The organism is Streptomyces sp. NBC_00525, from assembly GCF_036346595.1.
Lineage (GTDB): Bacteria > Actinomycetota > Actinomycetes > Streptomycetales > Streptomycetaceae > Streptomyces.
Map to the genome: position 1 here is coordinate 2,300,851 of NZ_CP107834.1, position 19,391 is coordinate 2,320,241.

Here is a 19,391-nt window from a genome sequence, read left to right on the forward strand (position 1 = left end):
CTGAACCGTGGCCCTCACCGGACGTACTGCCTTGCTGGCCGCCCTGGGATCACTCCCTGTAGGCATCCTGGCCCCGAGCTGGACGGGAATGCTCGCGGTCAATGCCCCGCTCTCACTGGCGATTCTGTGCGACTATGCCCTGGCCGCGCCAGTGCGAACGCTTCGGTTCACCCGATCTGGTGACACAACCGTTCGACTCGGCGAGCAGGCCGAAGTGCAACTCTCCGTAGTCAATCCGTCCGGTAGGCGTCTGCGGGCCCACCTCCGCGACGCCTGGCCTCCGAGCAGTTGGCAGCCGGGGGACGAAGCGTCCGCCTCCCGCCACGCATTGACCGTGCCGGCCGGTGAGCGACGGCGCCTGAGCACCTTCCTCCGGCCCACCCGACGGGGCGACCGCCGAGCCGAACGGATCACCGTCCGCTCGTACGGTCCGCTGGGACTGGCCGCGCGCCAGGGCAGCCACCAGGTGCCCTGGACGGTCCGGGTTCTGCCACCGTTCACCAGCCGCAAGCATCTCCCCTCGCGGCTTGCGCGGCTGCGCGAACTCGACGGCCGCACCAGCGTTCTCACGCGTGGCGAAGGTACGGAGTTCGACAGCCTGCGCGCCTACGTACCCGGCGACGACGTCCGCTCGATCGACTGGCGGGCGACCGCACGCCAGCCGGCGGTGGCGGTGCGGACCTGGCGTCCGGAGCGCGACCGGCACGTCCTGCTCGTCCTCGACACCGGTCGGACGTCCGCGGGCCGGGTCGGCGACGTTCCCCGCCTCGACGCGGCGATGGACGCGACGCTGCTTCTCACGGCGCTGGCCACCCGAGCCGGGGACCGCGTCGATCTGCTTGCCTACGACCGCCGTGTAAGGGCCAGGGCCCAGGGCCAGACGGGCGGTGATGTGCTCCCGGCCGTGATGGACGTCCTGACGCCGCTCGAACCCGAACTCGTGGAGACCGACGCGCGCGGACTGGTCGCCGCAGTGCTCGCCCACGCGCCCCGGCGCTCGCTCATCGTCCTTCTCACGGGGCTCGACGCGGCGCCCGTCGAGGAGGGGCTGCTCCCCGTACTGCCCCAGCTCACCCAGCGGCACACGGTGGTTCTGGCGGCGGTGAGCGACCCGCGTATCGACGACATGGCCGACGCGCGAGGCACAGTGGACGCGGTGTACGAGGCTGCCGCCGGGGTCGAGGCCCGGGCCCAGCGACGCCGCACGGCGGATCAGCTCAAGCGGCACGGCGTGGTCGTCGTCGACGCGACGCCGGACAACCTCGCTCCCGCCCTGGCCGACACGTACCTGGCTCTCAAGGCCGCAGGGCGTCTCTGAAACAGCGGAGCGCTCCAAAACGCATTGCCTCGGGGAAAGCGGTCACGTTGTCTGGGCAGCATGACCGAACTGCATACCGATCGCCTCATCCTCCGGCTCTGGCGAGACTCCGATCTTGAACCGTGGGCGGCGATGAACGCCGATCCCGAGGTCCGGGAACACTTGGGCGAACTGCTCACCCGCGAGCAGAGCGATGCTTCCGTGGCCAGGTTCCGGGCCGATTTCGACCGGCGGGGATACGGGTGGTGGGCCGTCGAGGTTCGGGCCACGGGCGAATTCATCGGCTTCGCGGGCCTGGACGATGTGGACGACGACATGCCGTTCACCGGTGTGGAGATCGGCTGGCGGCTGGCCCGGCCGGCCTGGGGGCAGGGGTACGCAACCGAGGCCGCGCTGAGAGTCCTGGCCCACGGCTTCGATGTACTTGGGCTCCACGAAATCCTGGCCGTCACCACGGCCACCAACCATCGCTCCCAGGCGGTGATGCATCGGATCGGCATGACACGAAACCCGGACGACGACTTCGACGACCTCACCGAGCCCGAAGGGCCTCTGCGCCCGACCGTGCTGTACCGCATCGCCCGCAGCACGAGGAGGTGAATGCGGCGGCGGCCGGCTACTTGAAAGGCTCCGGAAACGCAGAAAAGCCCCGTGCCACAAGGGCACGGGGCTTTCCCACAATGATTGTTCGGCGGCGTCCTACTCTCCCACAGGGTCCCCCCTGCAGTACCATCGGCGCTGAAAGGCTTAGCTTCCGGGTTCGGAATGTAACCGGGCGTTTCCCTAACGCAATGACCACCGAAACACTATGAAATTCTGAACAAGACCGGACATGGACACGGCTGTTCGTTATTTCAGAACTAACACAGTGGACGCGAGCAACTGAGGACAAGCCCTCGGCCTATTAGTACCAGTCAGCTCCACCCGTTACCGGGCTTCCACATCTGGCCTATCAACCCAGTCGTCTACTGGGAGCCTTAACCAATCAAGTTGGTGGGAATACTCATCTTGAAGCAGGCTTCCCGCTTAGATGCTTTCAGCGGTTATCCTTTCCGAACGTAGCCAACCAGCCATGCCCTTGGCAGAACAACTGGCACACCAGAGGTTCGTCCGTCCCGGTCCTCTCGTACTAGGGACAGCCCTTCTCAATATTCCTACGCGCACAGCGGATAGGGACCGAACTGTCTCACGACGTTCTAAACCCAGCTCGCGTACCGCTTTAATGGGCGAACAGCCCAACCCTTGGGACCGACTCCAGCCCCAGGATGCGACGAGCCGACATCGAGGTGCCAAACCATCCCGTCGATATGGACTCTTGGGGAAGATCAGCCTGTTATCCCCGGGGTACCTTTTATCCGTTGAGCGACAGCGCTTCCACAAGCCACTGCCGGATCACTAGTCCCGACTTTCGTCCCTGCTCGACCCGTCGGTCTCACAGTCAAGCTCCCTTGTGCACTTACACTCAACACCTGATTGCCAACCAGGCTGAGGGAACCTTTGGGCGCCTCCGTTACCCTTTAGGAGGCAACCGCCCCAGTTAAACTACCCATCAGACACTGTCCCTGATCCGGATCACGGACCCAGGTTAGACATCCAGCACGACCAGAGTGGTATTTCAACGACGACTCCACAACCACTGGCGTGGCCGCTTCAAAGTCTCCCACCTATCCTACACAAGCCGAACCGAACACCAATATCAAACTATAGTAAAGGTCCCGGGGTCTTTCCGTCCTGCTGCGCGAAACGAGCATCTTTACTCGTAGTGCAATTTCACCGGGCCTATGGTTGAGACAGTCGAGAAGTCGTTACGCCATTCGTGCAGGTCGGAACTTACCCGACAAGGAATTTCGCTACCTTAGGATGGTTATAGTTACCACCGCCGTTTACTGGCGCTTAAGTTCTCAGCTTCGCCACCCCGAAGAGCAGCTAACCGGTCCCCTTAACGTTCCAGCACCGGGCAGGCGTCAGTCCGTATACATCGCCTTACGGCTTCGCACGGACCTGTGTTTTTAGTAAACAGTCGCTTCTCGCTGGTCTCTGCGGCCACCCCCAGCTCACCAAGTAAATCGGATCACCAGGAATGGCCCCCCTTCTCCCGAAGTTACGGGGGCATTTTGCCGAGTTCCTTAACCATAGTTCACCCGAACGCCTCGGTATTCTCTACCTGACCACCTGAGTCGGTTTAGGGTACGGGCCGCCATGAAACTCGCTAGAGGCTTTTCTCGACAGCATAGGATCATCCACTTCACCACAATCGGCTCGGCATCAGGTCTCAGCCTTAACGTGTGACGGATTTGCCTACCACACGGCCTACACCCTTACCCCAGGACAACCACCGCCTGGGCTGGACTACCTTCCTGCGTCACCCCATCGCTTACCTACTACAAGTCTGGTTCGTCGGCTCCACCACTACCCTCAACTCCGAAGAGATCGGGCCGGCTTCACGGACTTAGCATCGCCTGATTCAGTACTGGGCGTTTCAAAGCGGGTACCGGAATATCAACCGGTTGTCCATCGACTACGCCTGTCGGCCTCGCCTTAGGTCCCGACTTACCCTGGGCAGATCAGCTTGACCCAGGAACCCTTAGTCAATCGGCGCACACGTTTCTCACGTGTGTATCGCTACTCATGCCTGCATTCTCACTCGTGAACCGTCCACAACTCGCTTCCACGGCTGCTTCACCCGGCACACGACGCTCCCCTACCCATCCCAGCAGGCGTTAACCCTTCATGCTGGAATGACACGACTTCGGCGGTACGCTTGAGCCCCGCTACATTGTCGGCGCGGAATCACTTGACCAGTGAGCTATTACGCACTCTTTCAAGGGTGGCTGCTTCTAAGCCAACCTCCTGGTTGTCTCTGCGACTCCACATCCTTTCCCACTTAGCGTACGCTTAGGGGCCTTAGTCGATGCTCTGGGCTGTTTCCCTCTCGACCATGGAGCTTATCCCCCACAGTCTCACTGCCGCGCTCTCACTTACCGGCATTCGGAGTTTGGCTAAGGTCAGTAACCCGGTAGGGCCCATCGCCTATCCAGTGCTCTACCTCCGGCAAGAAACACACGACGCTGCACCTAAATGCATTTCGGGGAGAACCAGCTATCACGGAGTTTGATTGGCCTTTCACCCCTAACCACAGGTCATCCCCCAGGTTTTCAACCCTGGTGGGTTCGGTCCTCCACGAAGTCTTACCTCCGCTTCAACCTGCCCATGGCTAGATCACTCCGCTTCGGGTCTAGAGCGTGCAACTCAATCGCCCTGTTCGGACTCGCTTTCGCTACGGCTTCCCCACACGGGTTAACCTCGCTACACACCGCTAACTCGCAGGCTCATTCTTCAAAAGGCACGCAGTCACGACGCACCGAGCAAGCTCGATGCGCGACGCTCCCACGGCTTGTAGGCACACGGTTTCAGGTACTATTTCACTCCGCTCCCGCGGTACTTTTCACCATTCCCTCACGGTACTATCCGCTATCGGTCACCAGGGAATATTTAGGCTTAACGGGTGGTCCCGCCAGATTCACACGGGATTTCTCGGGCCCCGTGCTACTTGGGTGTCTCTCAAACAAGCCGCTGATGTTTCAGCTACGGGGGTCTTACCCTCTACGCCGGACCTTTCGCATGTCCTTCGCCTACACCAACGGTTTCTGACTTGTCTCACAGCCGGCAGACTGTGAAAGAGAGATCCCACAACCCCGCATGCGCAACCCCTGCCGGGTATCACACGCATACGGTTTGGCCTGATCCAGTTTCGCTCGCCACTACTCCCGGAATCACGGTTGTTTTCTCTTCCTGCGGGTACTGAGATGTTTCACTTCCCCGCGTTCCCTCCACACTGCCTATGTGTTCAGCAGCGGGTGACAGCCCATGACGACTGCCGGGTTTCCCCATTCGGACACCCCCGGATCAAAGCTCGGTTGACAGCTCCCCGGGGCCTATCGCGGCCTCCCACGTCCTTCATCGGTTCCTGGTGCCAAGGCATCCACCGTGCGCCCTTAAAAACTTGGCCACAGATGCTCGCGTCCACTGTGCAGTTCTCAAACAACGACCAGCCACCCACCACCCCACCCCAACCGGGATGAGTTCACTGGGGCCGGCAACCGAAGGACGACCATCACGGCCGTACCTTCAGATACCCAACAGCGTGCCCGACCCGACCCATTCACCCCACGTTCCACGCTCCGAGGAGCAGTACTGGTGAAGACTCATGTGCCGTGCCGAGTAGTCAACGTTCCACCCATGAGCTGACCACCGTCGGACGTTTGCCGACGTAGTGGCTCTGGATTCCTTGCGGAATCTAGATGCTCCTTAGAAAGGAGGTGATCCAGCCGCACCTTCCGGTACGGCTACCTTGTTACGACTTCGTCCCAATCGCCAGTCCCACCTTCGACAGCTCCCTCCCACAAGGGGTTGGGCCACCGGCTTCGGGTGTTACCGACTTTCGTGACGTGACGGGCGGTGTGTACAAGGCCCGGGAACGTATTCACCGCAGCAATGCTGATCTGCGATTACTAGCAACTCCGACTTCATGGGGTCGAGTTGCAGACCCCAATCCGAACTGAGACCGGCTTTTTGAGATTCGCTCCGCCTCACGGCATCGCAGCTCATTGTACCGGCCATTGTAGCACGTGTGCAGCCCAAGACATAAGGGGCATGATGACTTGACGTCGTCCCCACCTTCCTCCGAGTTGACCCCGGCAGTCTCCTGTGAGTCCCCATCACCCCGAAGGGCATGCTGGCAACACAGAACAAGGGTTGCGCTCGTTGCGGGACTTAACCCAACATCTCACGACACGAGCTGACGACAGCCATGCACCACCTGTACACCGACCACAAGGGGGGCACCATCTCTGATGCTTTCCGGTGTATGTCAAGCCTTGGTAAGGTTCTTCGCGTTGCGTCGAATTAAGCCACATGCTCCGCTGCTTGTGCGGGCCCCCGTCAATTCCTTTGAGTTTTAGCCTTGCGGCCGTACTCCCCAGGCGGGGAACTTAATGCGTTAGCTGCGGCACCGACGACGTGGAATGTCGCCAACACCTAGTTCCCAACGTTTACGGCGTGGACTACCAGGGTATCTAATCCTGTTCGCTCCCCACGCTTTCGCTCCTCAGCGTCAGTAATGGCCCAGAGATCCGCCTTCGCCACCGGTGTTCCTCCTGATATCTGCGCATTTCACCGCTACACCAGGAATTCCGATCTCCCCTACCACACTCTAGCCTGCCCGTATCGACTGCAGACCCGGAGTTAAGCTCCGGGCTTTCACAACCGACGCGACAAGCCGCCTACGAGCTCTTTACGCCCAATAATTCCGGACAACGCTTGCGCCCTACGTATTACCGCGGCTGCTGGCACGTAGTTAGCCGGCGCTTCTTCTGCAGGTACCGTCACTTTCGCTTCTTCCCTGCTGAAAGAGGTTTACAACCCGAAGGCCGTCATCCCTCACGCGGCGTCGCTGCATCAGGCTTTCGCCCATTGTGCAATATTCCCCACTGCTGCCTCCCGTAGGAGTCTGGGCCGTGTCTCAGTCCCAGTGTGGCCGGTCGCCCTCTCAGGCCGGCTACCCGTCGTCGCCTTGGTAGGCCATTACCCCACCAACTAGCTGATAGGCCGCGGGCTCATCCTTCACCGCCGGAGCTTTCAACCTTCTCCCAGGAGGGAGAAAGTGGTATCCGGTATTAGACCCCGTTTCCAGGGCTTGTCCCAGAGTGAAGGGCAGATTGCCCACGTGTTACTCACCCGTTCGCCACTAATCCACCCCGAAGGGCTTCATCGTTCGACTTGCATGTGTTAAGCACGCCGCCAGCGTTCGTCCTGAGCCAGGATCAAACTCTCCGTGAATGTTTTCCCGTAATCGGGATCACACATCACGAGAGCGGAACGAACCGGGTCGGAATATGACCCGTCGTCCACTGCGTCCTCGCTGTGTTTTTTGCCTGCCCGATCCACAAGGGACCGCACAGGACTTTCAAAGGAACCTCCAACCTGCCGTAGCAGGCCGGGGTATCAACATATCTGGCGTTGACTTTTGGCACGCTGTTGAGTTCTCAAGGAACGGACGCTTCCTTTGTACTCACCCCTGCGGGCTTTCCTCCGGGCGCTTCCCTTCGGTCTTGCGTTTCCGACTCTATCAGACTCTTTCGTGTCCGATTCCCGGTCGAAGCGGGTCTTGCTTTTGCTTTTCAGCGGTTCCAACCTTACCAGATCGATTTCGTCCCGTTTCCGGTTCGGATTTCAATTCTGGTGGCCGTTGAAGGGCCTTGCCTTTCGGCTGATTCGACTTTATCAGAAGCTTTTCGACCGAACCTAATCGACTTCATTGCTTCAGAAGGTGGGAATCCATGGCTCTGCGGAAATTCAATTTCCGGTGAGAGCGAGATAGAGATTAGCGACTGCGCCCGAACTTGTCCAGTCCCAGGCAACCGTTCAAATCTACCTCCCCCGCATCACCGTGTCAACGGGTTTTGGGGCGAACAGAACACTAGCAGGTCGGTAACGCCCCATGCACATCAGGCGGCCATCGGCAGCTCGGCGCTTCGTTCGACCGTGTCCAGGTCCCCCGCTTCACCCGCTCGGGCCGCCCGCCCGCCGAGCACGTACACGTACGCCAGGAAGAGCAGCTCGGCGGTGACGCCGAGCGTGATGCGCGCCCAGGTCGGCAGGCCGGAGGGGGTCACGAACGCCTCGATGACGCCCGAGACGAACAGCACCAGCGCCAGGCCGATCGCCATGCCGATGGCCGCTCGGCCCCGTTGTGCCAGGGCCGCCCGGCGCGTCCGGGGGCCGGGGTCGATGACCGTCCAGCCGAGGCGTAGACCGGTGCCGGCGGCGACGAAGACGGCCGTCAGCTCCAGCAAGCCGTGCGGAAGGATCAGGCCGAGGAACGTGTCGAGGCGGCCCGCCGAGGACATCAGCCCGATGCCCACCGCCAGGTTGACCACGTTGACGAAGAGGACCCAGATCACCGGCACGCAGAGGAAGGCGCCCAGGACCAGGCACATGGCGGCGGCCTGCGCGTTGTTCGTCCATACCTGCGCGGCGAACGAGGCCGCCGGATGGCTGGAGTAGTACGTCTCGTACTCACCGCCCGGTGCCGTCATGCGGCGGAGGTCCTCCGGGGCCGCGATGGCCGCCTGGACCTCCGGATGCGTGCCGATCCACCACCCCATCAGCGCGGTCAGGAGAGTGGAGAGCACGGCGGTCGGTATCCACCAGTGGCGGGAGCGGTAGACCGCGGCGGGGAACCCGGCCGTGAGGAAGCGCGCGACATCGCGCCAGGACGCCCGACGCGTACCGGTCACCGTGGCACGGGCGCGCGCCACCAGCTGCGTGAGCCGTGCGACGAGCAGCGGGTCGGGGGCGCCGGACTGGATCAGCGACAGATGGGTCGCCGTGCGCTGGTAGAGGTCCACGAGTTCGTCGGCCTCCGCGCCCGTCAGCAGGCGGCCGCGGCGCAGCAGATGGTCCAGCCGGTCCCACTCGATGCGATGGGTGTGGACGAAGACGTCGAGGTCCATGGTCGGCTGCGGCTCCAGGCAAAGGGGGTACCGGTCGTACGACTGCGTGTTGCCGGTCAGCTTGGCAGACTGTGGGGCCGCGGGGCAGGGGCCCGCTGTGAGGGGTGGGGCGATGAGTGAGCTGGTGACCGGGGACGCGGTCGTGCTGGGGCTTCGGCCGGCGAAGCTGCCGAGCCGGGCGTTGGCCACAACTATCGATCTGATCATCACGGGAGTGGTGTTCGGTGTGGTGACGCTGGGGATGGTCCTCGTGGCCGGTTCGCTGGACGACGCCGCCTTCGCCGCGGTCTCCGTCGCCACGTTCCTGCTGGTTCCGGTCGGAGGTCCGATCGCCGTCGAGACGCTCAGCCGCGGCCGTTCGCTGGGGAAGCTGGCGTGCGGGCTGCGGGTCGTACGGGATGACGGCGGGCCCATCCGGTTCCGTCATGCGCTGGTGCGCGGGGCGATGGGGCTCGTGGAGATCCTGATGACGTTCGGTGTCGTCGCCGCGGTCGCGTCCCTGGTCTCGACGCGCGGGCGGCGGCTAGGGGACGTCTTCGCGGGGACGCTGGTCGTACGGGAACGGGTTCCGGCGGGGCGGGCCGTGGCTGTTCCCCCGCCGCCCCCGTGGCTGGTGGGGCGGTTCGCCTCGCTGGACCTGTCGGCGGTTCCGGATGATCTGTGGCTCGCGGTCCGGCAGTACCTGACGCGGATGCACCAGCTCGATGCCGACGTGGGCAGGGCCATGTCGGAGCGGCTCGGCTCGGAGGTCGCGGCGCGGACCGGGGTACCGGCCCCGGCGGGCGTTCCGGCCGCCGCGTATCTGGCCGCCGTGGTGCACGAGCGGCAGGTGCGGGACGCGCGCAGGGCGTGGCAGGTCGCGCACGCGGAGGGGCTGAGCGGTCGGCCGGCCGGAGGGCGGTTCGACGGCGCGCCTCGTCCCGGCGGGCCCGCTTCCGGGATTCCGCTTCCCGGCGCCGGTGGGCCCGGACATGCCGTTCCCCGACCTCCCGTTCCTGGACCGCCCGCCACCGGGTTCGTGCCGCCCGCCTGACGGTCGGCGGCCGGTGCGGTGCGATGCGGTGCCGTCAGTGTGCCGGGGGCGGGGAGGGCGGGGAGTCCAGGTCTTCGAGCTCGATGCCGGGGGCCGACAGCACCACGTCGCCGGCGATGTGGACCGTGTGCCGTTCACCGGTGTCCAGGGCGCTGACCTGGTATTCGTCCACGTGCAGGGGGCCGTTGTCAGTGGCGTGCGCTTCACTGTTCACCAGGGCCCAGGACTGGTCGGTCGTACGGGGGGCGAGGACCGGGTCCGTGAAGGTGACGACCCGGACGCGGGTCTCGGGGGAAGCGGGGGTGAGGCGCAGAAGGCGAGCGGTCGCGACGAGGAAGGCGGGGGACATGCCGTTGAAGGCGTGGGCGCGGACATTGCCTTCGGTGGCGTGGATGCCCGTCGGGTCGGTACGGACCCAGGTGAGGCCCTCCAGGGCGGCGCCTCGGACCTGCCAGCCGGCGGCATGGAGTTCGAGTCGGAGGGGGCGGCCGAGTGCGTCGAGGGTGAGGTCGACGGAGCCCAGGTGACTGCCGGACGGGGCGGTCGTTTGGGAGATGTAGCGCCAGCCGGACGGGCCGGGCGCGCAGTGGAAGTGTTCTTCGCCGAGGGGGGTGTGGTCGTGGACGTCGTGGAGCGAATATCGGCCGCGGGGCATGGGGTCCTTCGGGTCCTCGGGTCGTGCGGGTGCGGTACGGCGCAGGCCCCCGACACGGGGGTGCGGGGGCCTGCGTTCGTCGCTGCTGCTGTTGAGTGCCCGGCGCCGCCGGGCCGGCCGGTCTGAGACCGGGCGGTCCGGGGGCGGGGTCGCGGGGTCAGTAGCGGTAGTGGTCCGGCTTGTACGGGCCCTCGACCTGGACACCGATGTACGCGGCCTGCTCGGGGCGGAGCGTCGTCAGCTTCACGCCGAGCGCGTCGAGGTGGAGGCGGGCGACCTTCTCGTCGAGGTGCTTGGGCAGCACGTAGACGTCGGTCGGGTACTCCTCGGGCTTGGTGAACAGCTCGATCTGGGCCAGGGTCTGGTCCGCGAACGAGTTGGACATGACGAACGAGGGGTGGCCGGTGGCGTTGCCCAGGTTCAGCAGGCGGCCCTCGGACAGCACGATGAGGACCTTGCCGTCCGGGAACGTCCAGGTGTGGACCTGCGGCTTGACCTCGTCCTTGACGATGCCGTCGATCCTGGCGAGCCCGGCCATGTCGATCTCGTTGTCGAAGTGGCCGATGTTCCCGACGATGGCCTGGTGCTTCATCCGGGCCATGTCGGAGGCCATGATGATGTCCTTGTTGCCCGTCGTGGTGACGAAGATGTCGGCCTGCTCGACGACCTCGTCGAGGGTGGCGACCTGGTAGCCGTCCATCGCCGCCTGGAGGGCGCAGATGGGGTCGATCTCGGTGATGATCACGCGGGCGCCCTGGCCGCGCAGGGACTCCGCGCAGCCCTTGCCCACGTCGCCGTAGCCGCAGACGACGGCGGTCTTGCCGCCGATCAGGACGTCGGTGGCGCGGTTGATGCCGTCGATCAGCGAGTGGCGGCAGCCGTACTTGTTGTCGAACTTCGACTTGGTGACCGCGTCGTTGACGTTGATCGCCGGGAACAGGAGGGTGCCGTCGCGGTGCATCTCGTACAGCCGGTGCACACCGGTCGTGGTCTCCTCCGTGACGCCGCGGATCTCGGAGGCCAGCTGGGTCCACTTCTGGGGGGACTCGCCCAGCGTGCGGTTGAGCAGCGTGAGGATGTGCGCGTACTCCTCGCTGTCCGCCGTCGCCGGGTCCGGGGCCGCGCCGGCCTTCTCGAACTCGACGCCCTTGTGCACCAGGAGGGTGGCGTCGCCGCCGTCGTCCAGGATCATGTTGGGGCCGCCGGTGGGCGTGTTCGGCCAGGTCAGGGCCTGCTCCGTGCACCACCAGTACTCTTCGAGCGTCTCGCCCTTCCAGGCGAAGACGGGGACGCCGGCGGGGGCCTCGGGGGTGCCGTTCGGGCCGACCGCGATGGCGGCGGCGGCGTGATCCTGGGTGGAGAAGATGTTGCAGGAGGCCCAGCGGACCTCGGCACCGAGGGCGACCAGCGTCTCGATGAGCACGGCCGTCTGCACGGTCATGTGCAGCGAGCCGGTGATGCGGGCGCCGGCCAGCGGCTGCGCGGCGGCGTACTCCTTGCGGATCGACATCAGGCCGGGCATCTCGTGCTCGGCGAGGGTGATCTCCTTGCGGCCGAAGGCGGCGAGGGAGAGGTCGGCGACCTTGAAGTCGGGTCGGTTGGCCGTCGTCATAACGGGCTGCTCCTCGTGATGGAGTCGAGGGTGGGTAGGGCGGCTCTGCGGCGGTGGGCACACGAATGCCCGAGCGCTCGCAGCGCAGTCCGTCGGAGGCCCTCTCTCCCTCGGCCGGTCCGGCGTACGGACCGATCGACCGCCATCAGCAGCGACGTCTGACACTGCCGTCGAATCTACACCGAACGGCGCAGCCGCTCCCAGTCCACCGGGGCGGGTCCGGGGTGGAAGCGGCTGCGACGCGCGGGCGATGGCGGGTCCGGTTCGGTCAGTGGCCGGATTCCGTCGGTCCGGTCGGGTCGGCCGGTCCGGCGGGGGCCGGGTGGCCGCCCGGTGTCTTGGCCGGGTTGGTGCCGGCCGCGGCGGCGGCCGCGTTGTAGATGTCCGGCTCCAGGTAGATCACGCGGGCGATCGGGACCGCGGCGCGGATGCGGGACTCGGCGGCGTTGATGGCGTTGGCGACCTCGTCGGCGGTGTCGTCGTGCTGGACGGCGATCTTGGCGGCGACCAGCAGCTCCTCCGGGCCGAGGTGGAGGGTGCGCATGTGGATGACGCCGGTGACGGTGTCGCCGTCCACGGCGGCGGCCTTGATCTTCTCGACCTGGTCGGTGCCGGCGGCCTCGCCGAGCAGCAGGGACTTGGTCTCGGCGGCCAGCACGATCGCGATGGTGATCAGCAGGATGCCGATGCACAGGGTGCCGATGCCGTCCCAGACGCCGTTGCCGGTGCCGAGGGCCAGGCCGACGCCGCCGAGGGCGAGGATCAGACCGATGAGCGCGCCGAAGTCCTCCAGCAGGACGACCGGCAGCTCGGGGGCCTTCGCGCGGCGGATGAACTCCGTCCAGCTGAGCGAGCCGCGCGACTCGTTGGACTCCTTGATGGCCGTACGGAAGGAGAAGCCCTCGGCGATGATCGCGAAGATCAGGACGCCGACCGGCCAGTACCAGGCCTCCAGCTCGTGGGGGTGGCGAATCTTCTCGTAGCCCTCGTACACCGCGAACATGCCACCGACCGAGAACAGGACGATGGAGACGAGGAAGGCGTAGATGTAGCGCTCGCGGCCGTAGCCGAAGGGGTGCTGCGGGGTGGCCTCGCGCTGGGCGCGTTTGCCGCCGAGCAGCAGCAGCCCCTGGTTGCCGGAGTCCGCCAGCGAGTGGACGCTCTCCGCGAGCATCGACGAGGAGCCGCTGAACAGGAAGGCGACGAATTTGGCCACGGCGATCGCGAGGTTGGCGCCGAGGGCCGCCACGATCGCCTTGGTTCCGCCTGACGCACTCATGGGTGCTCGGTGTCCCTTCTTCGGTGTGCGGCTCCGGCGGCCGCGCCATGGCGGCACATTACGCAGCCGTCGTCGCGGACGCTGCGTCAGGCCACCACTGTGGCACGGAAGAGTGTGCCGGTTCCGGAGACGCGGACCTGCTCGCCGGCCGGTACGAAGACCGAATCGCCGGGGCGGAGTCCCAGGTCACCGGCCTCGGCGGTGCCCGCGGTGCAGAGCAGGATCTGCGGGGTCGCCGCGGTCAGGTCGGCCGGGGCGGCGCCGGGCGACAGATCGAAGCGGGAGAGGCGGAACTCGTCGACCGGGGTCTCGTACACCTCCTCGCCGGACGGGGACGCCTCCGGGCGCAGGATGCCCGGATCGGTGGCCTCGAAGCGGACGACGCGCAGGAGTTCGGGGACGTCGATGTGCTTGGGGGTGAGGCCGCAGCGCAGCACGTTGTCGGAGTTGGCCATGATCTCGACGCCGAGGCCGTCGAGGTAGGCGTGCGGGACGCCTGCACCGAGGAACAGCGCCTCGCCGGGCTGGAGCCGTACGTGGTTGAGCAGCATGGCCGCGACGACGCCGGCGTCGCCGGGGAAGTGGTGGGCGATGCGGGCGTACGGGGCGTAGTCGCCGCCGAGCCGTTCCGAGGCGTCCGCGACGGCGGTCACCGTGTCGGCCATCTCCTCCGGGTCCGCGGTGAGCACCGCCGTCAGCACCTCGCGCAGGGCGGCCTCCTCGGGCTGGGCGCGCAGCAGGTCCGCGTACGGCTTGAGGGAGTCGACGCCCAGGCCCTCCATCGCGGCGGCCGTCTCCAGCGGCCGGCGGAATCCGCACAGACCCTCGAAGGGGCTGAGCGCGCAGATCAGTTCGGGCTTGTGGTTGGCGTCCTTGTACGTGCGGTGGGGCGCGTCGATCGGGACGGACCGGCGCTCCTCGTCCGCGTAGCCCGCCTTTGCCCGGTCGAGGTCCGGGTGCACCTGGAGGGAGAGGGGGGCGCCCGCGGCGAGCAGCTTGAGGAGGAAGGGCAGCCGGGGGCCGAACTTCTCGACGGTCGCCGCGCCGAGTTCGCGGGCCGGGTCGGCGGCGATGACGTCGGTGAGCGGCTGCTCGGCGGGGGCGGACGTGGCGGGGACTGTGGTGTCGGCGGTGTCGGTGGTGTCGGTGCGGGTGATCCGGGAGGGGGCTCCGGGGTGCGCGCCCATCCACATCTCCGCCTGCGGCTCGCCGGTGGGGGCGGTGCCGAGGAGGGCGGGGATCGCGGTCGTCGAGCCCCAGGCGTACGGGCGCACGGTGTTGGAGAGCCGGTCCATGGGTTCTGTCCTCGTGTTGCCGGGTGTGGTGCGGTGTGCGGGGCGCCGGGCGTACGGGTGCGCGGCGCCCGGGACGGGGGCGCGGTGGCTCGGGCGCCGGCCGTACGGGCTCGGCGCGCCGGGTGTACGGGGTCGTTCAGGCGCCCGCTCGGGAGGCGAGGGCCAGGTAGACGGCGGCGAAGTCGGTGACGGCGAGCAGTTCGGCGAGGGATTCCAGCGTGCTGCCCTCTTCCGGTTCCAGTTCGCTGATCGCCGTGTCGTGGCCGAGGGCCAGTTCGCGGGCGGCCGGGGCCGCGCTCAGGCCGCCGACCGGGCGGTCCCGGAGCAGCACCACACGAGCGTGCAGTGGTTCCGGTTCCTCGACGCGGTCGCGAAAGAAGTCGTCCGGGTCGGCGCCCGCCGCGAACGCGCCGGCCAGCAGGCCGCCGTGTGCCGGGAGCGCCTCCGGGAGCGCGGCGGCCAGGGCCGGGCGGCCCGACAGCTCCGCCAGGACGGCGGCGAAGCGGCGGCCGACCGGGCCGGCCGCGTCGCCCTCGGTCCAGATCAGCGGCAGGCTGTCCGCGAGTTCGGCGGCGAGGGTCTTGGCCGGGTTGCCGTACGTGGCGACGGCCGGGCCGCAGCGTTCCGCCGTACGGTCCAGGCGGTCGGCGACGGCCTGGAGTGCTTCGGCGGGGGCGGTGACCAGGCCGACGCGGTCGAGCAGGGCGAGCAGCGGGGTGAACAGGGCCCAGAGGGTGCCGGGCCCGGCGGCCGATGTCTCGGCGTCGTACTCCCCGTGCGGGGCGGTGGCCATCGGGACGACCAGGCCGTGCACCCCGTGCACCGCCTCGCGCAGCGGGGAGCGGAGGGGGGCGACGGCGACGACCGTACAACCCCGGCGGTACGCCTGCTCCGCGAGGAGGGCGAGGCCCGGTTCGGAGCCGTCCGCCGTGGCGATGAGGAGCAGGTCCACGGAGCCGGCCCAGCCGGGCAGCGTCCAGCGCAGGGCGCCGGGGGCGGGGGCGACGCCGCTCGGGCGGATGCGGGTGACCGGGGCGGAGGCGCCGGCGAGTGCGGTGATCAGGTCCGCGACGCCGGTCGCGGCGGTGCCGGGGCCGGCGACGAGGACGGCGCGCGGTCGGCCCTCCGGTTTCAGCTCGGTGATCCCGGCCTCCGCCGCGTGCCGGGCGGCGCTGCGGACCCGGGCGCCGGCCTCGGCGGCGCCGCGGAGCAGGTCGCGGCGGTCGGCTCGGGCCAGTGCGTCGGGGGCGTCGAGCAACGACTCGTCGAGCATGGGGCGGTCCTCCGATCGCCGGTTCGGCGGTTGCGCGCCGTTACGCGGGGGCGCGGTCGCGCGGGGGCGCGGTCGCGCCGGTGCGGGTGGGGCCGTTACGCGGGGCGGCGGGCCTCGTCGACGAGGAGTACGGGGATGCCGTCGCGGACCGGGTAGGCGAGACCGCAGTCGGTGCCGGTGCAGATGAGTTCCGGGGTGTCGGCTGCCGTCCTGTCGTCCAGGGGGGCGTGGCAGGCCGGGCAGGCCAGGATCTCCAGGAGGCCGGCTTCCAGCGGCATGGGGTGTCCCTTCGGGCGGGTGTTCTTCTGGGTGTTCTTCTGGGTGGGGCGGGGCCCCTTGGGGGCGAGGTCAGCGTACCTCCGGGGTGGGGTGGGGCGCGCGTGTGGCGGGCGCCTGCGGCGGGCCTGTTCCCCACCCCGCCCCTTCCCGAAACCGGGGCGCTGCCCCGGAACCCCGCTCCTCAAGCGCCGGAGGGGCTGGGGGGGGGTGGGGCTGGGGGGGTACGGAGGCGCTGCCCCGGGCTCCGCGCCCCAAGCGCCGGCGAGGCTGGGGGCGGGGGTTGCGGGGGCAATGCCCCGGACCCCGCGTCTCAAACGCCGGCGAGGCTGGGGGGTGCGGGGGCGCTGCCCCGGACCCCGCGCCCCAAGCTCCGGCGAGGCTGGGGGGCGGGGGGCCTGCACCAAGCACCGCGCTCAAGCGTCGCTCGGGCTGGGGTGTGCGTCGGGGGCGCCGGGGCTCTGCCCGGAGCCCCGCGTCTCAAGCGTCGGCGGGGTTGGAAGTTCCCCTGATCAGGCTCAGTACCTCGTCTCGGACCGTTCTCATCGTCTCCTCGTTCTCCGCCTCCACGTTCAGGCGGAGCAGGGGTTCCGTGTTGGAGGGGCGGAGGTTGAACCACCAGGTGGGGGTGGTGATCGTGAGGCCGTCGAGGGTGTCCGCGGTGGTGTCGGGGCGGGTGGCGAAGGCGGCTTCGACGTCGGCGGTGCGGGCGGTCTGGTCGTCGACCTCGGAGTTGATCTCGCCGGAGGCGGCGTAGCGGTCGTACTGGGCGACCAGGGCGGAGAGGGGGCCGTCCTGGCCGCCGAGGGCGGCGAGGACGTGGAGGGCGGCGAGCATGCCCGTATCGGCGTTCCAGAAGTCGCGGAAGTAGTAGTGGGCGGAGTGCTCGCCGCCGAAGATCGCGCCGTGGGTGGCCATCTCGGCCTTCATGAAGGAGTGGCCGACGCGGGTGCGGACGGGGGTGCCGCCGTGTTCGCGGACGACCTCGGGGACGGAGAGGGAGGTGATCAGGTTGTGGATGATCGTGCCGTGTCCGCCGTTGCGGGCCAGTTCGCGGGCGGCGACCAGGGCGGTGATCGCCGAGGGGGAGACGCCTTCGCCGCGTTCGTCCACGACGAAGCAGCGGTCGGCGTCGCCGTCGAAGGCCAGGCCCAGGTCGGCGCGCTCGGCCAGCACACGGGCCTGGAGGTCCGTGATGTTCTTCGGGTCCAGCGGGTTGGCCTCGTGGTTCGGGAAGGTGCCGTCCAGTTCGAAGTACATCGGGACCAGGTCCACGGGCAGGCCGTCGAAGACGGTGGGGACCGTGTGGCCGCCCATGCCGTTGCCCGCGTCCACGACGACCTTGAGCGGGCGGATCTTCGTCAGGTCCACCAGCGAGAGCAGATGGGCGGCGTAGTCCGCGAGGGTGTCGCGTTCGGTGACCGTGCCCGGCTGGGCGACCGGCTCGGGGGCGCCCTTCTCGGACCACTCCTCGGCCAGCGTGCGGATCTCGGCCAGGCCGGTGTCCTGGCCGACCGGGGCGGCGCCCGCCCGGCACATCTTGATGCCGTTGTAGCGCGCCGGGTTGTGCGAGGCGGTGAACATGGCGCCGGGCAGGTCCAGTGCGCCGGAGGCGTAGTACAGCTGGTCCGTCGAGCAGAGGCCGATCATCGTGACGTCGGCGCCGCGCCCGGCCGCGCCGCGTGCGAAGGCGCCGGACAGGGCGGGGGAGGTGGGGCGCATGTCGTGGCCGATCACGATCGCGTCCGCGCCGGTCACCTCGACGAACGCCGCTCCGAAGAGGGCGGCCAGCTCCTCGTCCCACTGGTCGGGCACGACTCCGCGCACGTCGTACGCCTTCACGAGCTGCGACAGGTCTGCGGTCACGGGCCGGTCCTCCTGGGGTTTCTTCGGACCGCCAAACTACCCGGCGGCCGAAGGCCGCTCAGGAGTCGGGTGAGCGCAGGACGCGGAGGTGGCCCCTGCGGGCGACCTCCATCGGGTCCGCGGTGCGCGGGCCGCCGCCGCGGGTGCCGTCGCCGCGCTCGGGCGGCCGGGCGGCCTCCCGTACGGCGTTGGCAAGCGCTTCCAGGTCGTCGCCGCTGGGGCGGCTGGGCGCGGAGGGGTCGGAGAGCCGGACGACTTCCCAGCCCCGTGGCGCGGTCAGCCGCTCGCTGTGCTCGGCACAGAGGTCGTAGCAGTGGGGCTCGGCGTAGGTGGCGAGCGGGCCGAGGACCGCAGTCGAGTCGGCATAGACGTACGTCAGTGTCGCGACGGCAGGGCGGCCGCACGCGGTGCGCGAACAGCGACGTACAGGGCTCACGATGTTGGACGGTACCGCACTCTTGAGCGGGCTGCGACGACTCTCCCCCGGCTCACCCCTCCGTGTCGCCCTGTGACGTCCGGCACAGGGCACCCTCGGGCAGCTCCCCTGACCTGCGCGGAGGAGAGGTGGCGGAGCCGGGGCGATCATGATTCCGGTCACCGTCGCGTCGTGAAGCTTTCACAAGGCGACGGTCCGGTGGTCGGGAGCGGGGCCGGAAAGGGCTCTCCTGTGGCCGGATCGCTCAAGTCCGGACAGCTGGGACGTTCCGGAGCGGACCGGGCGTGCCGGGGCGTTCGGACCGGGCGTGCCGGGGCGGTTCGGCGGGCTCCGGCCGGGCGGACTCCGGCGGCGTTAGGCTGCGTCGGTGATGGACAGTCCTGTACCGCCCCCGTCCGAGCCGCGTCCGCGGCGCCGCGACCGCCACGGCCGCGGGATGCGCGGGCCCGTCGCCCCGCCGCAGGTCCCGCTGTCCATGAGCCGCGCGGACCACTTCCGCGATCTCGTCCAGGACTCCGTGGAACGGCTGGAGCGGCGCTGGCCGCAGCTGGCCGAGGTCGATTTCGTCGTCCTGGAGGTGCCGGAGAAGGCGGAGGAGACGGTTCCGCTGGGCAGTGCGGTCTCCGCCCGGAAGGACCGGCCGGCGCAGATCGCGGTGTACCGGCGGCCGGTCGAGCTGCGGACCAAGAGCCGGGACGAGCGTGCGCTGCTGATTCACGAGATCGTCGTGGAGCAGGTCGCGGAGCTGCTGGGCCTGGCGCCCGAGTCCGTCGATCCCCGGTACGGACAGGACTGAGGCGGGGCCCGGCCGCGCTCGCGGCGGGGCCCCGCCTC

Annotated in this window: 13 protein-coding genes and 3 rRNA genes; 4 read left to right on the forward strand and 12 right to left on the reverse strand. The window is 67.9% G+C overall.

The genetic code is table 11. The features are described 5' to 3' along the window. Positions 1-7 precede the first annotated feature (7 nt). Positions 8-1,318, forward strand: a complete 1,311-nt coding sequence (locus OG710_RS10160; protein ID WP_330239030.1) for a DUF58 domain-containing protein — start codon at positions 8-10, stop codon at positions 1,316-1,318. A gap of 60 nt (positions 1,319-1,378) precedes the next feature. Then, positions 1,379-1,918, forward strand: a complete 540-nt coding sequence (locus OG710_RS10165) for a GNAT family N-acetyltransferase (RefSeq protein WP_330239031.1) — start codon at positions 1,379-1,381, stop codon at positions 1,916-1,918. A gap of 86 nt (positions 1,919-2,004) precedes the next feature. Here the strand turns inward: OG710_RS10165 and rrf are convergent. From rrf to OG710_RS10185, 4 genes are all read right to left on the reverse strand, one after another. Further along, a 5S ribosomal RNA gene (rrf, locus tag OG710_RS10170) occupies positions 2,005-2,121 on the reverse strand. Positions 2,122-2,202: 81 nt separating this feature from the next. Further along, positions 2,203-5,327 (reverse strand): 23S ribosomal RNA (locus OG710_RS10175). A 303-nt stretch (positions 5,328-5,630) separates the two neighbouring features. Next, positions 5,631-7,156, reverse strand: a 16S ribosomal RNA gene (locus tag OG710_RS10180). Together the 16S, 23S and 5S rRNA genes form the textbook arrangement of a ribosomal RNA operon. A gap of 668 nt (positions 7,157-7,824) precedes the next feature. After that, on the reverse strand, positions 7,825-8,832 hold the full coding sequence (locus tag OG710_RS10185; protein WP_330239032.1) for a stage II sporulation protein M: 1,008 nt from the start codon (positions 8,830-8,832) through the stop codon (positions 7,825-7,827). A 112-nt stretch (positions 8,833-8,944) separates the two neighbouring features. On the opposite strand from OG710_RS10185, the gene OG710_RS10190 reads away from it, so the two are divergent. After that, a complete protein-coding gene (locus tag OG710_RS10190; RefSeq protein WP_330239033.1) occupies positions 8,945-9,865 on the forward strand; it encodes an RDD family protein in 921 nt (306 codons plus the stop codon). Between the two features lie 34 nt (positions 9,866-9,899). On the opposite strand, the gene OG710_RS10195 is transcribed toward OG710_RS10190, so the two are convergent. The 8 genes from OG710_RS10195 to OG710_RS10230 form a co-directional block, all read right to left on the reverse strand. Continuing rightward, complete coding sequence (locus tag OG710_RS10195; RefSeq protein ID WP_330239034.1) at positions 9,900-10,520, reverse strand: hypothetical protein; 621 nt, start codon at positions 10,518-10,520, stop codon at positions 9,900-9,902. Between the two features lie 157 nt (positions 10,521-10,677). Then, positions 10,678-12,132 carry an adenosylhomocysteinase gene (gene ahcY, locus OG710_RS10200; RefSeq protein WP_330239035.1) on the reverse strand — a complete coding sequence of 485 codons (1,455 nt, stop codon included), beginning with the start codon at positions 12,130-12,132 and terminating at the stop codon, positions 10,678-10,680. Between the two features lie 268 nt (positions 12,133-12,400). After that, the gene (locus OG710_RS10205; RefSeq protein WP_330239036.1) at positions 12,401-13,411 is read right to left on the reverse strand and encodes a cation diffusion facilitator family transporter; all 1,011 of its coding nucleotides are present in this window, start codon (positions 13,409-13,411) and stop codon (positions 12,401-12,403) included. An 86-nt stretch (positions 13,412-13,497) separates the two neighbouring features. After that, positions 13,498-14,706: a mannose-6-phosphate isomerase, class I gene (gene manA / locus OG710_RS10210; protein WP_330239037.1), complete on the reverse strand. Its 1,209-nt coding sequence runs from the start codon at positions 14,704-14,706 to the stop codon at positions 13,498-13,500. Positions 14,707-14,842: 136 nt separating this feature from the next. Beyond that, a complete protein-coding gene (locus tag OG710_RS10215; protein ID WP_330239038.1) occupies positions 14,843-15,979 on the reverse strand; it encodes an SIS domain-containing protein in 1,137 nt (378 codons plus the stop codon). 95 nt (positions 15,980-16,074) lie between these two features. Beyond that, positions 16,075-16,257 carry a Trm112 family protein gene (locus OG710_RS10220; protein WP_111330943.1) on the reverse strand — a complete coding sequence of 61 codons (183 nt, stop codon included), beginning with the start codon at positions 16,255-16,257 and terminating at the stop codon, positions 16,075-16,077. A gap of 478 nt (positions 16,258-16,735) precedes the next feature. After that, positions 16,736-18,121, reverse strand: coding sequence for a phosphomannomutase/phosphoglucomutase (locus OG710_RS10225; protein ID WP_330239039.1), 1,386 nt, complete (start codon positions 18,119-18,121; stop codon positions 16,736-16,738). Positions 18,122-18,179: 58 nt separating this feature from the next. Beyond that, on the reverse strand, positions 18,180-18,557 hold the full coding sequence (locus tag OG710_RS10230; protein WP_330239040.1) for a DUF3499 domain-containing protein: 378 nt from the start codon (positions 18,555-18,557) through the stop codon (positions 18,180-18,182). A gap of 370 nt (positions 18,558-18,927) precedes the next feature. Here OG710_RS10230 and OG710_RS10235 point away from each other — a divergent pair, with 370 nt between their 5' ends. Beyond that, positions 18,928-19,353: a metallopeptidase family protein gene (locus OG710_RS10235; protein WP_111330940.1), complete on the forward strand. Its 426-nt coding sequence runs from the start codon at positions 18,928-18,930 to the stop codon at positions 19,351-19,353. Positions 19,354-19,391 lie beyond the last annotated feature (38 nt).

Coding starts and splice junctions, on each gene's coding strand:
- OG710_RS10165 (WP_330239031.1), top strand. CDS start 1,379: ATGACCGAACTGCATACCGATCGCCTCATCCTCCGGCTCTGGCGAGAC.
- OG710_RS10185 (WP_330239032.1), bottom strand. CDS start 8,832: ATGGACCTCGACGTCTTCGTCCACACCCATCGCATCGAGTGGGACCGG.
- OG710_RS10190 (WP_330239033.1), top strand. CDS start 8,945: ATGAGTGAGCTGGTGACCGGGGACGCGGTCGTGCTGGGGCTTCGGCCG.
- OG710_RS10195 (WP_330239034.1), bottom strand. CDS start 10,520: ATGCCCCGCGGCCGATATTCGCTCCACGACGTCCACGACCACACCCCC.
- ahcY (WP_330239035.1), bottom strand. CDS start 12,132: ATGACGACGGCCAACCGACCCGACTTCAAGGTCGCCGACCTCTCCCTC.
- OG710_RS10205 (WP_330239036.1), bottom strand. CDS start 13,411: ATGAGTGCGTCAGGCGGAACCAAGGCGATCGTGGCGGCCCTCGGCGCC.
- manA (WP_330239037.1), bottom strand. CDS start 14,706: ATGGACCGGCTCTCCAACACCGTGCGCCCGTACGCCTGGGGCTCGACG.
- OG710_RS10215 (WP_330239038.1), bottom strand. CDS start 15,979: ATGCTCGACGAGTCGTTGCTCGACGCCCCCGACGCACTGGCCCGAGCC.
- OG710_RS10220 (WP_111330943.1), bottom strand. CDS start 16,257: ATGCCGCTGGAAGCCGGCCTCCTGGAGATCCTGGCCTGCCCGGCCTGC.
- OG710_RS10235 (WP_111330940.1), top strand. CDS start 18,928: ATGGACAGTCCTGTACCGCCCCCGTCCGAGCCGCGTCCGCGGCGCCGC.